Consider the following 15,309-nt stretch of genomic DNA (forward strand, 5'->3'; position numbering starts at 1 on the left):
GATTCCTCCTATTTAAATTGAGACAAGAAACGCACGTCATTTTCGAAGAGCAGCCGCAAATCGTTAATGCCATACTTGGTCAAGGCGATTCGATCCAGGCCCATTCCAAAGGCAAACCCACTATAGACATCGGGATCAATGCCGCAGTGGCGGAGCACATTGGGATGAACCATCCCGCAGCCAAGGAGCTCGACCCATCCGGTATCACTACAGACGCGACAGCCCGTTCCCCCGCATTTAAAGCAGGTGACGTCCATTTCTGCGCTGGGCTCAGTAAAATAGAATTGATGGGGCCGAAGTTTCGTTTTGACGCTGTTTCCGAAGAGACGTTTGGCAAAAAGATCCAGGGTTCCCTTTAAATCCGCCATGGTGATTCCCTTATCGATGACCAGTCCTTCCATTTGATGGAAGATTGGCGAATGCGTTGCATCAATTTCATCCCGGCGATACACACGACCAGGGGAAATAATCCGTAAAGGCGGGGCGTTGTCACTCATAACCCGGACCTGGACTGGTGAGGTCTGGGTTCTTAATACAATATCATCCTCAACATAAAAGGATTCCTGGATATCCCGGCTGGAATGATCCTGGGGCATGTTTAAATAATCAAAGTTATATTTCACCCATTCAATTTCGGGCCCCTCTGCAATGGAAAAACCCATCCCCAGAAAAATATCTTCTAATTCTTTGACAATGCTGTTTAAAGGATGATACCCCCCGATTTCCGGCTGTTTCCCAGGTAAGGTAACATCAATACGCTCTTGCTGTATTGTGGCCTCAATCAATGCGGATTCGAGCAAGGCCTTCTTAGACGCTAAACCTTGTTCGATTTCCTCCCGGACCTCATTGGCCATCTTTCCAATAACAGGGCGCATTTCCTTAGAAAGCTTCCCCATTCCCTTCATGGCAGCCGTGAGCTGTCCCTTCTTCCCTAAAAATTTAACCCGTGCGTCATCTAATGCCTTCAAATCCACAACGTCTACTAAATAATCCTGAAAATCTTTTTTAATTTGATTCAGTTGATCCTGCATGTGTTTGTCCTTTCATATAAAATAAAAAAACGCCCTTATAAAGGACGAATATTTCCGCGGTACCACCTTTGTTACCATCACCACTGATGGTCACTTCCATTTAACGCTATGTTGGCGGTAAGGGCTACTTCCAGGATAATACCTGTTTCACCCCTACGGCTCCGGAACGAACTTCAGCTCGATTTTCATGGGAGGTCTTCCAGCCAAGGACCTCTTCTCTGGCATGAACATGCGCACCTACTCTTTCCTTCATCACCTTTTATTTACTTTTCTTGCAATATCGTATAATACAATGCCGCCTGCGACGCTCACATTGAGGGACTCAGCATGTCCATATATTGGTAACCGAAGCAAGTAATCACATTGTGCTTTCGTGTCATCCTTCATTCCCTTAGATTCATTTCCCAGAATGATAACAGGTTTAAATGTCTGATCATCCTTTATATCAAAATTTTCATTTCCTTCTAAAGCAGTCCCAATAATTGTATATCCAGACTGTTTTAATGTCAAGAGAATGTTGTCTAAAGAGACATTTTGAATGACTGAAAGATGAAAAATAGATCCCATTGAGCTGCGGATCACCTTATCGTTATAAATATCCGCCGTGGATTCTGTTGTGATGATCCCGCCGACACCCGCAGCATCTGCCGTGCGTATTAAAGTCCCCACATTTCCAGGGTCCTGAATATCTTCTAATATAACATAAGAAGGCAAATCCTGTTCCCTGTTTTTCATTTTTTGACAGCGACACAAAACACCTTCTGGGTTCTTTTGAAGGGATATCTTTTGCATAACGGCATCGTCGACCACCCAGGTTTCCACTCCCTTTGACTGAAGGTTGAGGTTTAATCCATCCGCCTCCAGGTTCTGGAGGCATGATGGCGTTATAAAAACATCTGTAATGGGAACCTCCCAGGCCAGGGCCTCACGAAAAAGCTTGATTCCCTCAAAGATAAAGGCATTCTCGGTATCCCGAATTTTTTTTCTTTGAAGGGCACAAATGGATTTAACCCTGGAGTTATTACAGGATGTAATGCTGCCTGGCATCAGCGTCCACTTTGGGCCAAACGGGTGACCTCGTTGATGCTTGCGTTATCTCCAATGACGACCAGCTTGTCCCCAGGCACGATGATATCAGTTGCCACTGGGGAAACATTCAGATGATCCTGGGAGCGAATGGCTATGACATTCAGGCCATAGCGAGTCCGCATATCCAGAGATTCCAAAGCCTTATTTTCCCAATTGTGGAGGCTGTCGATTTCGACAATGGAATTATCCGTATCCAGCTCTAAAACATCGATAAAATCCCCAGAGAAGAGGTTATGCGCCACACGTTCACCCATATCCCGTTCCGGGGAAAAGACTTTTTTAACCCCAAGCTTTAATAATACCTTTTCATGCTGGGCATTATTTGCCTTCCCATAAATCTCCGGAATCCCCAGCTCCTGAGCATTGACAACGCCCATGATGCTGCTATTGATATCAGAAGTGATGGATACAATGACGACATCAACATTTTTTAGGCCAATGGATTTTAAGGCGTTAATATCTGAGACATCAGCCTGAACCGCATAGGTTACATAATTCGCGATATTTTGAACTTTCTCTTCATCACGGTCAACAACGACGACATTTGATCCCAGCTCACTCAGGGTAATGGCCAAGGCTTCACCAAAACGGCCCAGGCCTAAGATTGCAAATTGTTTATCTCTCATTTTACTCCTATCCAATCATAATATTGCCTTCAGGCAGTTTAAATTGTCCTTTGTTTTCCAATTCTTTTCGTTCTTTTCGGGTAATGACATAGGCAATTGTCAAAGGGCCAACCCGTCCGATGAACATGGTAATGATAATTCCTATGCGACTAACGGCAGACAAGGAGGTGGTAACATCACAGGTCAGGCCAACGGTTGAATAGGCAGAAAAAACTTCAAAAAGCAAGTCCTGGGTATTCGTGTAGGGTTCTGCTATACATAACACCATGAAAACAAAAGTGACAATGAGCACACCGATAAAGAATACACAGGCTGCACGTGTTAGTGCACTTGATGGGATGGTCCGTTTAAAGCAGACCACATCCTTCTTCCCTGTAAGCATCCGAATCAACATAATAAACATAATGGCGACGGAGGTCGTTTTTACCCCACCGGCGGTTGAACCGGGGGACCCTCCAATAAACATGAGGAGCATGGTTACTGTCTTAGCGCCAGACGTCATTCCCACCTGGGAGATGGTATTAGAGCCAGCCGTTCTTGGGGTAACAGACTGATAAAATGCCGCCATAATTTTACCGTACCACGGCAGTCCCGCTAAAGTTTCCGGATTAGAGTACTCCAGGCAATAAATAGCGACTGCCCCGCCAATCAGGAGGATCCCAGTAATACTCAGAACGATTTTGGTGTGCAAGCTTAAACGCCGGGTGTTGTGGAAATTAATGATCTCACTTGTAACGGCAAACCCCAAACCACCGATGACAATAAGGGCACAGGTCGTAAAATTAATAATAGGGTTATTAACATAGGCTGTATAGCTCTTGAAATTTCCAAATAAATCAAAACCTGCATTACAAAAAGAGGAGATTGAATGGAATATCCCAAAATAGATACCTTTTCCCCACCCGTATTCTGGGATAAAGACAAGAGCAAAGAGTATCGCTCCAGCAAGTTCAATGACTAAGGAGGAGCAAACAATATATTTTGTAAACTTAACCACGCCCTGGACCCGATCAGAATTGACTGAAGATTGAAGGAGCAAACGATTCTTTATTGTGATTTTCTTTCCAGCTAAAACAAATAAAATAGTCATTAAAGACATAAAGCCTAATCCACCAATTTGAATCATGATGATAATGACAAGTTGTCCGAAGAGGGACCAATAGGTTCCGGTATCGACGACGACAAGGCCAGTCACGCACACTGCTGAGGTGGCCGTGAATAGACAATTTAAAAAGCCTGGACTTCGCCCGGTAGTGCTGGCCATGGGTAGGCTCAAAAGCAAAGCGCCGATTAGGATAACGGCTGCGAATCCAAACATTAAAATTTCCGCCGGTGATCGGCGGCGCAAATACGTCATAAAGGAATTTTCACCTTTAATTACTCTTACCATAGTACTCCCCGCAGGATATTGATTTGTTGAGACTCATTGTAACACTAATCCAATAAATTGCAAGGGATTCGTGTTCAGGACCGAAAAAACCATCCTACCCGTTGGGAAAGGATGGTTTGGTTATTATTCATCTGCTAAAACAGAACTAAGCCTGATGGGCCTTGGAGACTTCTGCTAATTGAACAAAAGCATCCATATCGTTCATTGCCAAATCAGCCAGGATTTTACGGTCGATATCAACATTTGCCTGCTTTAAGCCAAACATGAATTTGCTGTAGCTCATGCCCTGCATTCTGGCAGCCGCATTGATACGGGTAATCCATAAACGTCTGTAATTCCGTTTCTTTTCCTTACGTCCTCTGTAGGATGAACGCAGCGCACGCATGACGGCTTCGTTCGCGGGACGGTAAAGCTTGCTTTTGGCACCATAATAGCCTTTTGCAAGTTTCAGTATCTTTTTATGTTTCTTTTTGGCATTAACGCCTTTTTTAATTCTTGCCATTAAAATGTTCCTCCTTGCTCGCTATTATTTCAATAACATTTTCTTAACAACTTTAGCATTGCTCGGTACTAAGTAGCTTGCTTTTCTTAAATTTCTTTTTCTCTTAGGGCTCTTTTTATTCAGGATGTGGCTCTTAAATGCCTGTTTACGTTTGACAACACCCGACTTCTTTACTTTAAAACGTTTTGCAGAACCACGGTGTGATTTCATCTTTGGCATGATTCTTCCTCCTCTCTGCACTTTTATTTTGAGTTTTAGTTTTTTTATAATAAAGTATATTCAAGAATATACGATATAACGCTTACTTATCTTTCTTCTTCGGAGATAAAAAGATCGACATATTCCGGCCTTCCAGCTTTGGATTCTTTTCAACGGTACCATACTCATCTAACCGTTTCGCAAATTCCAGCAGCACGCCTTTTCCCTGTTCAGTATAGGCCATTTCACGCCCTCTGAATCGAATGGTTAATTTGACCCGATTCCCCTGTTCCAGGAATTTAATGGCATTCTTTGCCTTAACCTGAATGTCATGCTCCTCAACACGGACAGACATACGGATTTCTTTAATGACCACTGCTTTCTGATTTTTCTTTGCTTCTTTGAGACGTCGCATCTCTTCGTAGCGGAATTTACCATAGTCCAAAATCTTACAGACTGGTGGCTTGGCATTGGGTGACACTTTGACGAGATCAAGATTCTTTTCATCAGCGATACGCTGGGCTTCTTTTGACGACATGACCCCGAGCATATTCCCATCGGAATCGATGACCCGGATTTCCCGGTCACGGATGCGTTCGTTGATTTCGTGTTGAATGTCTTTAGCTATTGTAATACACCTCCCATTGGGTAAAATATAAAAGCAGATGGACGTAGTCCACCTGCTCATTCAATCATTAAATGATATAACCTCAATGCCTGTGGCATGGGGTGAGAAGTGGACACTTCTACTTCGTTACTTGATTAGTATACCCGTTCATGCCCTACTTGTCAAGGATTATTTTAAGGTTAATCCCTTGGACCCAATTCCTTCTTTAAGCTTTGCCTTGAAATCTTCTAATGTTAACTGTTCCTGCTCTCCCGTATCCCGGTTTCGGATGGTTAAAATATCACTGTCCATTTCCTTGTCGCCAATCACCAGCATATAGGGTACCTTTTGCATCTGGGCTTCCCGGATACGATAACCAATTTTTTCGTCCCGGAAATCGATATCGACGCGGATATCATTTTCCTGGAGCTCTGCAGCGATTTTTCGTGCAAAGGCATCGTGCTTATCGGATACAGGGATCAGCTCGACTTGAACAGGTGCCAGCCATAATGGGAATTTCCCAGCAAAATGCTCAATCAGGATACCGAAGAAACGTTCGATGCTACCAAAGATGGTTCGGTGGATAATAACCGGGCGATGCTTTTCCCCATCACTTCCGACATAGGTTAAATCAAAGCGTTCGGGCATTTGGAAATCCAATTGAATCGTCCCACACTGCCAGGTCCGCCCAATACTGTCTTCCAGATGGAAATCAATTTTAGGACCGTAGAAAGCGCCGTCACCTGGATTAATCACATAGTTAATCCCTTTGGCGTCCAATGCCTCCCGGAGGGCTTCCGTCGCTGTTTCCCAATCTTCATCATTCCCCATGGAATCTTCCGGACGGGTGGACAACTCAACCTTGTATTTAAAGCCAAAGATGTTATAAACATCATCGGCTAATTCAATAACAGATGTTACTTCTTCTTTGATCTGGGACTGCATCATAAAGATATGGGCATCGTCTTGGGTAAAGGTTCGGACACGCATAAGCCCATGGAGGGCACCGCTGAGTTCATGGCGGTGGACCTGGCCTAATTCCCCGGCCCGAATCGGTAATTCCCGATAGCTATGCTGTGTACTATTATAAACCAGCATCCCTCCAGGACAGTTCATGGGCTTAACCGCAAACTCCTGGCCATCAATTTCAGTAAAGTACATATTCTCTTTATAGTGGTCCCAGTGGCCAGAGCGCTTCCATAAATCAGCATTGAGCATAATCGGTGTTTTTATTTCCACATAACCCCGGCGGCGGTGTTCCTGGCGCCAGTAATTTTCCAGCTCGTTTCGTACGACCATTCCCTTGGGATGGAAAAATGGGAAACCCGGGCCTTCTTCATGAAGGGAGAAAAGCCCCAATTCCTTACCAAGCTTTCGATGATCGCGTTTTTTTGCTTCTTCAAGACGTTCTAAATGCTCATCAAGCATTGATTTTTTAGGAAAAGCAACCCCATAAATCCGTTGGAGCATCTTATTGTTGGAATCGCCATGCCAATAAGCTCCTGCTAAACTGAGGATTTTAAATGCCTTAATCTGAGAAGCATTTAAAAGATGGGGACCGGCACAGAGATCTGCCCATTCTCCTTGTCCATAAAATGAAATAACGGCATCCTCAGGCAAATTGTTAATCAATTCCGTTTTGTAGGTTTCCCCTTCCTTTTCTGCCCATTCCAAGGCTTCCTTTCGGGACATTTCATAATAGTTGATATCCGGAGCTTCCTTAACAATTTTCTTCATTTCAGACTCAATGGTTTTGAAATCCTCGGGAGTCAGGACATGCTCCATATCAATATCGTAGTAAAAGCCATTATCAATGGCAGGTCCGATGGTTAGTTGGGCATCGGGCCAAATCCGTTTGATGGCCTGGGCCATTAAATGGGATGCGGAATGCCAAAATGCATGCTTTCCACCAGCATCTTCAAAGGTTAATAAATTCAGTTGACAATCTTCTGTGATGGGCCGACGTACATCAATGACCTTTCCGTCGACCTCACCAGCCATAAGGTTCCTGGCTAATCCTGGGCTGATGTCCTTGGCAATATCATATACTGTTGTGCCAGAGGCATATTCACGAATACTTCCATCTTTTAAAGTAATATTCATTGTGTTAAGTTCTCCTTCTTCATTATAATACAAAAAATCCCTTTGTGACTTCACAATCACAAAGGGACGCAATTAACGTGGTTCCACCCTTTTTGGCATTTCTGCCCACTTCATTCCCGGGATAACGGAGATCCTCCGGGCCAGTATTTCCCCTGGCCAACTCCTGGGCTGGTCATCATTAGTCCTTTTCCCAATACTTCCAGCATATGTATCCGGTCTCTGTAAAAAAGATGCTAATGAACGTCCCAATCATCATTTTAAATCATTATAGACAAAATGATGCAATTAATCAATTGTTTTTTGAAAGAAAAAGGCATAAAATATGAAATAAAGATTGTTTTGAGAGGAGTCGATTTATTGAACGTTGATTTTTCGTATATTATTGGACCGTTGATTGGTGGTATCATTGGGCTCATTACCAATGGTATTGCCATCCGCATGCTTTTTAGGCCCTTACATCCGATTAAAATTTTTAATCACACCTTGCCTTTTACACCAGGAATCATCCCTAAGGAAAAGGCCCGTATTGCAAAATCCTGTGGGGATGTTGTGGGTGAGATTTTAATTAATGAAAGTGTCCTGTCTGAAAATCTGCTGTCTGTGGAAATGGATAATAAAATTTCCGGATTTTTAGATCATCTCGTTGATGATTATAAGGAGAGTACGCTCACTGTCCAGGACGTATTATGTAAGGCCTTTGATACTGATCGAACAGATGCTTATATTGAAAAAGCACAAACGGGTTTGATTGAACTTATCTATAAAAAAGCCTGCTCTTTGGATCTAGGGGCCTCTGTTGCCGAGGCCGCTATTGCAGAAGTCCAAAAAAATCCCCTGTACAGCACCTTTTCATTTCTCATCAGTGAAGACGCAGTGGTTGGAATGAAAGAAAAAATCCGGGTCATGGTCGATGATATGGTTTTTGACCAAGGGAAGGATTTAATTTCGGAAGCGGTCGTCCGTGAGAGTGACGGACTGCTCCACGTTCGCTTAGTGGATCTCTATGAGGACTATGGGCATAAAGTTCCAATCGTTAAGGAAAGGATACTTGGCCTTTATCATACCATCGTTCAAAATTCTTTAGCGAAGATTCTGCAAGCTGTGGATCTCTCTAAATTAGTGGAAGATCGTATTAATGGCTTTGATGTTTTAGAACTAGAACATATCCTTTTGGGGATTATGAAAAAAGAGCTCAATGCCATTGTGTGGCTCGGAGGGCTTTTAGGCTTGATTATGGGATTCATTATGAATTTCTTTTAAAGGCAATGTTTCCAAACCACTGAAATTACGTTATAATAAAGGAAAACTTTGGAAAGGAGATTTACATGGAAGAACAAAAGTTTGATGAAATGATTCGTGAGACTGAGGCAGAGAATGCTCAAAAGACACCACAGAAATACACTGACCCAGAAAAGAATAAAGGTGCGTGGAAGGCAAAAATCATCGCGGGGTTGATCTTTGCCGTTGCACTCTTTGGATTTGGCTTCTATTTTGGGGTTAAGTATGGCATCCAGATGTACCGTATGAGCTACCAGATTTCCCTCTTTTTAGCTTGGTTCCTCCCCTTGCTCATCATTCTTCTCATTGTTGCCGCCGTGATTTATTTCAAGGTTCGCAAGAAATTAAAAAACGATTAAAGACAAAACCTCAATCATCCTTTTCTAAAATATTCTGGGATGATTGAGGTTTTTCATTTTTTATAAGAAGTTCAATGGATTCACAAAATCCCCATTTGAATTCATAAAACTTAAATGAAGATGGGCACCAAAAGAAGCCCCTGTATTTCCCACATAACCAATGACTTGTCCCTGGGTGACATATTCCCCTGCAGATACTGCAAGTTCATTTTGATGGGCATACAGCGTGGAATAACCATCATCATGGGCAATGATGACACAATTACCATATCCTCCAGCATATCGTGCTAAAGTAACACGACCACTTGCCGCCGCATAAATAGGCGAACCAAAAGCGGCACCAATATCGATTCCCATATGATTGGTACTCGCCCCTTCTCCAGGGGATTCCCGGGGGCCAAAGTAATCTGTGATGGTATAATAATCCGATGGCCATCGATACCCCGTCGTCGCGGCGCCACCGCCGGAACCACTGCCTCCGGTTCCGCCAGTATCTCCAGAGGTGCTACCCCCTCCGGACGGGCCACCATCACTTCCCCCCTCTGATGGGCCGGGTGATGTATCGACCGAACCGGCGGTATCTCGCACAATAGCGGAGAGCTCCGCTTCTGCCGCTGCAATTTCAGCATTTCTTGTGGCCAGCTCTTCCCTGGCGGCTTCCAAAACCCCTCCATTTTGAGCCAACAATGTTTGTTGTTGAGCCTTGATATTTTCCTGTCCGACTAAAAGCGCCTGCTGTTCACTTTTGGCTAATTCCACAGCGGCACGCTGGGATACCAACTCTTTATTTTTTGTGTCTATGGTAGATAATGTGTTCTTGACTTGATTCACCGATTTTTGGTCTGCCGTCATGATTGAGGCAATCATATCAATTTTTGTCAGGAAATCCGTCATCCCCGTTGAGGAAAAAAGAATTTCCAGGTAAGATTCATTACCATACATATACATGACCCGCAGGCGCTCCTCTAGTCCAAGCTGCTGTTGTCCTAGGGTTACATTCAAAGTATCTAATTCCCCCTGCGTCGACTGCATGCTTTGGTTAAGGGTGTTAATTTGGCCGTTGAGTGTGTCCATTTGGGCCTGTAAATTTGAAATGGCAGAATTTGATTTTTCTAATTCAGAGTTGATTCCCTCTATTGTGGTTTGGGTCATATCAATTTGATATTGAGCTGCTGCGGCCTTATCCTGGGCCTCTTTCTTTTGTTGTTCTAACTCTGCCTGTGAAGCTGCAAGGACTCCTGGCGCCAGAATAGAAAAAGAAAGAATCAGCATGACTAAGAGACTAAATTTTTTCATCATACACCTTTTTTTATTATGCTATTATCAATCATTCATTCTTTCCTAAAAATACCAATTTCCACCGATATTAACAGAGCCACTGGTTTGATAGCTTCTGAAACTCATATATGGATGGCTTCTGACGCCACCTTCCATACAATCCCGTACGGCCTGTCTTACTTCAGGGATTTCTGCTCCGAGATATTGTGTGTAATAACCATCCAGGTAAGAAGCAAACTGTCCTGGTGCCGTTAAAACACCTAAAGCCGTTGAACCACCCCAGGCCCCGGAATCCACCCGGTTCATTACACAGCTGATAACCGCCAAGGATCCCTCATAGGAGGTACCGCCTTCATGGGCAACAATGGCACAGATTGTATCAAAATCCGATGCACTTGCACTCTGAGTACCATTTCCAGCTGTAACTGATGAGCTACCACCTGCGGCTGAAGTCACATTTTTACTATTCTCATAAGTTGCCTGTGCTTCTGTATTTGAGGCTAAAAGCTGCTCTTTTTGCTGTGACAGATTGTCGAGTGTTGCTTGATTGCTTTGCTGTGATTGAGATGCCATAATCAACATGGCATGTTTGGTATTGAGAAGCTGCGTTTTTTCCTCTATTTGAGCACGTAGAGTCTTTAAGTTGTCCATTACCTGGCGATCCGCCTTTAAAATAGAGGCAACCATATCGGCCCGGGTAAAGAAGTCCGTTAAATCTTCAGAGGTGAAAAGCACTTCCAAATAACTGTCACCACCAAACATATACATGACACGCATCCGTTCTTCTAGCTCTGCCCTGGATTGATCCATAATGGTGTTCATCGTATCAATTTCCGATTGTGTGGCATTAACTTCGTCGGTCAGGGTGATAACCTGTGAATTGAGAGCTTCTTGCTGTCCCTGAAGAGTGGCGATGGAAGTATCTGCTTTTTTTAACTCAGCAACAATACCGTCAATGGTACTCTGGCTCATGTCTAACTGTGTGGTGATCTCCCCTTCTGCACACACAGGATGGCATACTGCTAAGAAACAGAGTATCATCATGATTATAAATTGTGATTTTCTTTTCATAGGCAACCCTTTCAAAAAAACCCATTAAGGGTCGTTGTCCATAGACAACGGCCCTTGCTTCGTTATTGTTTTTCTAAACTGCTGTGTGGCCTCCAGCGAAAAATTACCATGGCGGCAATTAGTGATGAAATCATATGTAACATCTTCTTCCCTCCATTACGTTATTAGAAATACCAGTTTCCACAAATGTTAACAGAGCCGCTGGTTTGATAGCTTCTAAAGCTGGTGTAAGAGTGACTGCGGACACCGTTTTCCATACAGTCTTTGACGGCCTGTCTTACCTCGGGAATATCCGCACCTAAATATTGCCTATAATATCCATCGAGATAGGAAGCAAATTGTCCTGGTGCCGTTAATACGCTTACAGCATCACGACCGCCCCAGGCACCAGAGTCGACGCGATTCATCACGCAGCTGATAACACCCATAGCACCCTCATAGGAAGTGCCGCCTTCGTGGGCAACAATGGCACAAATTAAATCAAAATCAGACGGATTAATGGATTCAGTGGCATTCCCAGTGCTATTTCCGCTATTGCCAGTGTTATCCTCTGGCGTTTCTGTTGGCGTTTCCGTATCAGGAGTTGGGGTTGGTTCTGGCTCACTTGGTTTACTTTCCTCAACAACTGCTTTTTTAGTTCCTACTTCGATCACTTCGTTAACGGGATTGGTTGTTTCATCAGAAATCGTTTCCCGAGAAACTTCAACACCATCCTCATAGGTAACACGGATGACCAATTTACGGGAACCATTAACACCCTTAGTGAGGACATTTTTAACACCTTCATCTAGATCGGTATTTTCTTTTATTTCTGTACTAAATGGAATACTTGTTTCCGTTACAAGATCTTCACTGGTTGTTGTTACCTTGGTTCCAATTTGTACGATTTGGTTTACGGGTTCCTTTGTGACCACATTTGAGACGTTCACCCGATCCGTTTCATTGCCATCTTTGTAGGTTACCCGATCCGTGATGGTGCTGACGCCATTTTCTCCCAACGTCGTTACTTCACTACTTCCCTTGGCTAAGTCAGCATTTTGGACTTCCTGGGTTGCAAAGGCAATGCTTTCTGTCCGGGTTTCATCCTTGGTCATCACGCGCGTAACTTTGATGTTTGAAACATCCGTGGTTAATGCAGCAGTCGTAGAGGGGGTTACCAAATCCTCTGTCCCTAGGGAAATGTTATTCTCATTTAAGACATCTCCTACTGTTCCCGAAGATGAGGTAAAAGCAATTTTTTGCCCATCTACTTCGATATTTCCACTAACCTTCTGCTTGATGCTGACCTCAGATACATTTCGTACCTTTGCATCTAAATCAACACTATAGCTATAATGATTTTCATCAACAGTATATCCTTCTTTCGTCAGAAGGTCACGCACCGTTAGTTGAGTTTTCCCTGTAACAGCCTTAGTTTGAACGCTTCCATTGGCTCCAGAATTCGTGTCATAGCTGATATCCACACGTTTGTTCATGTTAGCAAAGCAGGTCATTCCGGTGAGTACAGCCAGAATCGCGATGACTATAAATGCGATGATCTTCTTCTTGTTCTTTGCGATAAATTCCATGAGTCTTCCTTTCTTAATCGTTCGTGTATACGAACAGTCAACTTGATATGTCTAAATGGTAACAGGATTGTATCACTTCGGCAAGAAGGTCTTTCGGGAAATAATTTTGGAAATAATTCTATAAAAAAAACGCTGTTTCACCAGCGTTTTTAGTGCGTATCGTTACTTTTGATTGTGTTTCTTTACCTTTTTGATTCTAAAGTTTTCTTCTCGATCCTTTTCTTCGATGCTTTCTTCGATATATTTAATTGTCGTTTTAAGCTTTGGAATCTGAATTTTATCCAGTGCATTGGCACTTTTCTGTGTTTTTTTAATTTCCACACTGAGTCTAAAGGCCGTTCCTTCAATTTCTGCAAGTCGGTAAGAAAGCTCTTTGACCTCGTTAAACTTGGCTATTGCAACATCTAATGCTGGATTGTTTTCATAAAATCCATAGGGCAGGTTCAGCGCTTCTTTGTCGGACTCTGGAATAACCAACTCTGGAATATCGACCCCCATGACACTACGGGTCCGTGTATCAAAGGGGACTTCAGGAGGAATAGATAGAGCGAACTCATCAAGATGATTCAGTCCCATGCTTATGGTCACCTGTTGGAGTGCAATATAAGCCTCTTTAAACGTCTCCCCTATTTTAGCTTCAATTTCTTCAGACTGCTGTACCAACTTCATAATTTCCTGAATCAAGACAGTTCTTTTTTTATCTAAAAGATTATATCCTTTGGTTGAAAAAGAAAGACGTGCCTTGCTCTTGATCAAGTTGGCTTTTGTGGGTGTTATTTTTAAAGCCATAGGAATCGCCTCCCTATTTAGCTTCTAAAGAATATTTTTTCTTAGGCAGATATTTTTCAATCAGTTTTGGACTAAGGCGATTGAGTTCTGTTTCTGGGAGAATGGTTAATAGTTTCCATCCCAAATCTAAGCTTTCATAAATCGTCCGATTTTCGTCAAATCCCTGGGTCAAGAATTCTGCTTCAAAAGCACGGCCAAACTCCATATATGTCTTGTCTGTAGCGCTTAAATCATCTTCACCCATGATTTGAGATAAGTCCCGAACTTCTTGTACTCGGGAGTAGGCGGCAAATAACTGATTCGCTAAATCCTGATGATCTTCACGGGTATACCCCTCACCAATACCATCCTTCATCAAACGGGACAGCGATGGTAAAATATCAATGGGTGGATAAATGCTACGCTGGAATAAATCACGGCTTAAAACAATCTGTCCTTCTGTGATAAAGCCTGTAAGGTCAGGAATAGGATGGGTGATATCATCATTAGGCATAGTCAGAATTGGCAGGAAGGTAATACTCCCACTGCTGCTTTTAAGCATGCCGGCACGTTCATATAGGCTGGCCAAGTCAGAATACATATACCCAGGGTACCCTTTACGGCTTGGCACTTCTTCCCGGGCCGACGAAATCTCGCGCAACGCTTCACAATATGCCGTAATATCACTCATAACCACCAAAATCTGCATATCTTTTTGGAATGCCAGATATTCTGCCACTGTTAAAGCACATCGCGGCGCTGTGATACGCTCAGCCACAGGGTCGTCCGCATAATTAACGAACATGACAACACGGTCCATGACATTGGCTTCTTCAAAGGTTTTCCGGAAGAATTTTTCATCATCATGTTTTACCCCAATAGCCGCAAAAATAACCGCAAATTCCTCTTTGTAATCATCTGAAATTTTAGCTTGACGAACGATTTGGGCCGCTAATTCATTGTGGCTTAAGCCATTTCCTGAAAAAATCGGAAGCTTTTGACCACGGATCAAGGTCATCAAAATATCGATGGAGCTAATCCCGGTTTGTATAAAATTTCGAGGGTATTTCCGACTCATGGGGTTAATGGGAGCCCCATTGATATTCGCCTCTTCGTCCGAAAAAATATCCGCCCCATGGTCAATAGGTTCCCCAATCCCATTAAAGACACGCCCTAATAAATCAATGGAAAGGGGAATGTTAAAGGATTCACCGGTAAAACGGGTAATGGCATTTTCAGCAGCCAGGCCTGAGGTCGACTGGAAAACCTGAATGGTTGCCGTCTGACCATCGATTTTAATGACCTTTCCCTTTTTCATCTCCCCGGTGGAGCGATCCTGGATATTAACAACTTCACCGTAAAAAACATCGGTTACTTCTGATACTTCAATGAGTGGGCCGTTAATGTTATCAATGACTAAATATTCTCTTCTCATATTAAC

At 43.2% G+C, this 15,309-nt stretch carries 15 protein-coding genes and 1 other annotated feature; of the genes, 2 read left to right on the forward strand and 13 right to left on the reverse strand.

Translation table 11 applies throughout. The features are described 5' to 3' along the window. Positions 1-8: 8 nt before the first annotated feature. The 8 genes from pheS to thrS all read right to left on the reverse strand — a co-directional run bounded on the left by pheS (position 9) and on the right by thrS (position 7,546). Positions 9-1,031, reverse strand: a complete 1,023-nt coding sequence (gene pheS, locus BLU30_RS02315) for a phenylalanine--tRNA ligase subunit alpha (RefSeq protein WP_090243053.1) — start codon at positions 1,029-1,031, stop codon at positions 9-11. A gap of 37 nt (positions 1,032-1,068) precedes the next feature. After that, positions 1,069-1,293, reverse strand: a binding site (T-box leader). Then, on the reverse strand, positions 1,284-2,078 hold the full coding sequence (locus tag BLU30_RS02320) for a TrmH family RNA methyltransferase (protein ID WP_090243057.1): 795 nt from the start codon (positions 2,076-2,078) through the stop codon (positions 1,284-1,286). Its footprint overlaps the feature before it by 10 nt. After that, on the reverse strand, positions 2,078-2,746 hold the full coding sequence (locus BLU30_RS02325) for a potassium channel family protein (protein WP_090243059.1): 669 nt from the start codon (positions 2,744-2,746) through the stop codon (positions 2,078-2,080). Before BLU30_RS02325 ends, BLU30_RS02320 begins: the two co-directional genes overlap by 1 nt. A gap of 7 nt (positions 2,747-2,753) precedes the next feature. Beyond that, positions 2,754-4,136 carry a TrkH family potassium uptake protein gene (locus BLU30_RS02330; protein WP_090243061.1) on the reverse strand — a complete coding sequence of 461 codons (1,383 nt, stop codon included), beginning with the start codon at positions 4,134-4,136 and terminating at the stop codon, positions 2,754-2,756. A gap of 145 nt (positions 4,137-4,281) precedes the next feature. Beyond that, positions 4,282-4,638, reverse strand: coding sequence for a 50S ribosomal protein L20 (gene rplT, locus BLU30_RS02335; protein WP_090243063.1), 357 nt, complete (start codon positions 4,636-4,638; stop codon positions 4,282-4,284). 24 nt (positions 4,639-4,662) lie between these two features. Next, positions 4,663-4,857 (reverse strand): 50S ribosomal protein L35, encoded by a 195-nt coding sequence (gene rpmI / locus BLU30_RS02340; protein WP_090243065.1) that lies wholly within the window; start codon positions 4,855-4,857, stop codon positions 4,663-4,665. 82 nt (positions 4,858-4,939) lie between these two features. Beyond that, positions 4,940-5,524, reverse strand: a complete 585-nt coding sequence (gene infC / locus BLU30_RS02345) for a translation initiation factor IF-3 (RefSeq protein ID WP_090243067.1) — start codon at positions 5,522-5,524, stop codon at positions 4,940-4,942. A 108-nt stretch (positions 5,525-5,632) separates the two neighbouring features. Further along, complete coding sequence (thrS, locus tag BLU30_RS02350; RefSeq protein ID WP_090243069.1) at positions 5,633-7,546, reverse strand: threonine--tRNA ligase; 1,914 nt, start codon at positions 7,544-7,546, stop codon at positions 5,633-5,635. A 357-nt stretch (positions 7,547-7,903) separates the two neighbouring features. Between thrS and BLU30_RS02355 the strand changes: the two genes are divergently transcribed. Beyond that, on the forward strand, positions 7,904-8,806 hold the full coding sequence (locus BLU30_RS02355) for a DUF445 domain-containing protein (protein WP_176770799.1): 903 nt from the start codon (positions 7,904-7,906) through the stop codon (positions 8,804-8,806). A 65-nt stretch (positions 8,807-8,871) separates the two neighbouring features. Next, on the forward strand, positions 8,872-9,183 hold the full coding sequence (locus BLU30_RS02360) for a hypothetical protein (protein ID WP_090243072.1): 312 nt from the start codon (positions 8,872-8,874) through the stop codon (positions 9,181-9,183). Positions 9,184-9,243: 60 nt separating this feature from the next. Here the strand turns inward: BLU30_RS02360 and BLU30_RS02365 are convergent, their stop codons facing one another. From BLU30_RS02365 to BLU30_RS02385, 5 genes are all read right to left on the reverse strand, one after another. Then, positions 9,244-10,479: a murein hydrolase activator EnvC family protein gene (locus tag BLU30_RS02365; protein WP_176770800.1), complete on the reverse strand. Its 1,236-nt coding sequence runs from the start codon at positions 10,477-10,479 to the stop codon at positions 9,244-9,246. Positions 10,480-10,524: 45 nt separating this feature from the next. Next, on the reverse strand, positions 10,525-11,532 hold the full coding sequence (locus tag BLU30_RS02370) for a coiled-coil domain-containing protein (RefSeq protein ID WP_090243081.1): 1,008 nt from the start codon (positions 11,530-11,532) through the stop codon (positions 10,525-10,527). 164 nt (positions 11,533-11,696) lie between these two features. Continuing rightward, positions 11,697-13,100: a G5 domain-containing protein gene (locus BLU30_RS02375; RefSeq protein ID WP_090243084.1), complete on the reverse strand. Its 1,404-nt coding sequence runs from the start codon at positions 13,098-13,100 to the stop codon at positions 11,697-11,699. Positions 13,101-13,262: 162 nt separating this feature from the next. Next, positions 13,263-13,889 (reverse strand): V-type ATP synthase subunit D, encoded by a 627-nt coding sequence (locus BLU30_RS02380; protein ID WP_090243086.1) that lies wholly within the window; start codon positions 13,887-13,889, stop codon positions 13,263-13,265. A 13-nt stretch (positions 13,890-13,902) separates the two neighbouring features. Continuing rightward, positions 13,903-15,303: a V-type ATP synthase subunit B gene (locus BLU30_RS02385; protein WP_090243088.1), complete on the reverse strand. Its 1,401-nt coding sequence runs from the start codon at positions 15,301-15,303 to the stop codon at positions 13,903-13,905. Between the last annotated feature and the right edge of the window lie 6 nt (positions 15,304-15,309).

The sequence above is a fragment of the Eubacterium barkeri genome (assembly GCF_900107125.1).
GTDB classification, from domain to species: domain Bacteria; phylum Bacillota; class Clostridia; order Eubacteriales; family Eubacteriaceae; genus Eubacterium_O; species Eubacterium_O barkeri.

Bases quoted from the DNA above. Each gene is read 5' to 3' on its own strand.
- pheS (WP_090243053.1), bottom strand. From the start codon at position 1,031: ATGCAGGATCAACTGAATCAAATTAAAAAAGATTTTCAGGATTATTTA.
- BLU30_RS02320 (WP_090243057.1), bottom strand. From the start codon at position 2,078: ATGCCAGGCAGCATTACATCCTGTAATAACTCCAGGGTTAAATCCATT.
- BLU30_RS02325 (WP_090243059.1), bottom strand. From the start codon at position 2,746: ATGAGAGATAAACAATTTGCAATCTTAGGCCTGGGCCGTTTTGGTGAA.
- BLU30_RS02330 (WP_090243061.1), bottom strand. From the start codon at position 4,136: ATGGTAAGAGTAATTAAAGGTGAAAATTCCTTTATGACGTATTTGCGC.
- rplT (WP_090243063.1), bottom strand. From the start codon at position 4,638: ATGGCAAGAATTAAAAAAGGCGTTAATGCCAAAAAGAAACATAAAAAG.
- rpmI (WP_090243065.1), bottom strand. From the start codon at position 4,857: ATGCCAAAGATGAAATCACACCGTGGTTCTGCAAAACGTTTTAAAGTA.
- infC (WP_090243067.1), bottom strand. From the start codon at position 5,524: ATGAGCAGGTGGACTACGTCCATCTGCTTTTATATTTTACCCAATGGG.
- thrS (WP_090243069.1), bottom strand. From the start codon at position 7,546: ATGAATATTACTTTAAAAGATGGAAGTATTCGTGAATATGCCTCTGGC.
- BLU30_RS02360 (WP_090243072.1), top strand. From the start codon at position 8,872: ATGGAAGAACAAAAGTTTGATGAAATGATTCGTGAGACTGAGGCAGAG.
- BLU30_RS02365 (WP_176770800.1), bottom strand. From the start codon at position 10,479: ATGAAAAAATTTAGTCTCTTAGTCATGCTGATTCTTTCTTTTTCTATT.
- BLU30_RS02370 (WP_090243081.1), bottom strand. From the start codon at position 11,532: ATGAAAAGAAAATCACAATTTATAATCATGATGATACTCTGTTTCTTA.
- BLU30_RS02375 (WP_090243084.1), bottom strand. From the start codon at position 13,100: ATGGAATTTATCGCAAAGAACAAGAAGAAGATCATCGCATTTATAGTC.
- BLU30_RS02380 (WP_090243086.1), bottom strand. From the start codon at position 13,889: ATGGCTTTAAAAATAACACCCACAAAAGCCAACTTGATCAAGAGCAAG.
- BLU30_RS02385 (WP_090243088.1), bottom strand. From the start codon at position 15,303: ATGAGAAGAGAATATTTAGTCATTGATAACATTAACGGCCCACTCATT.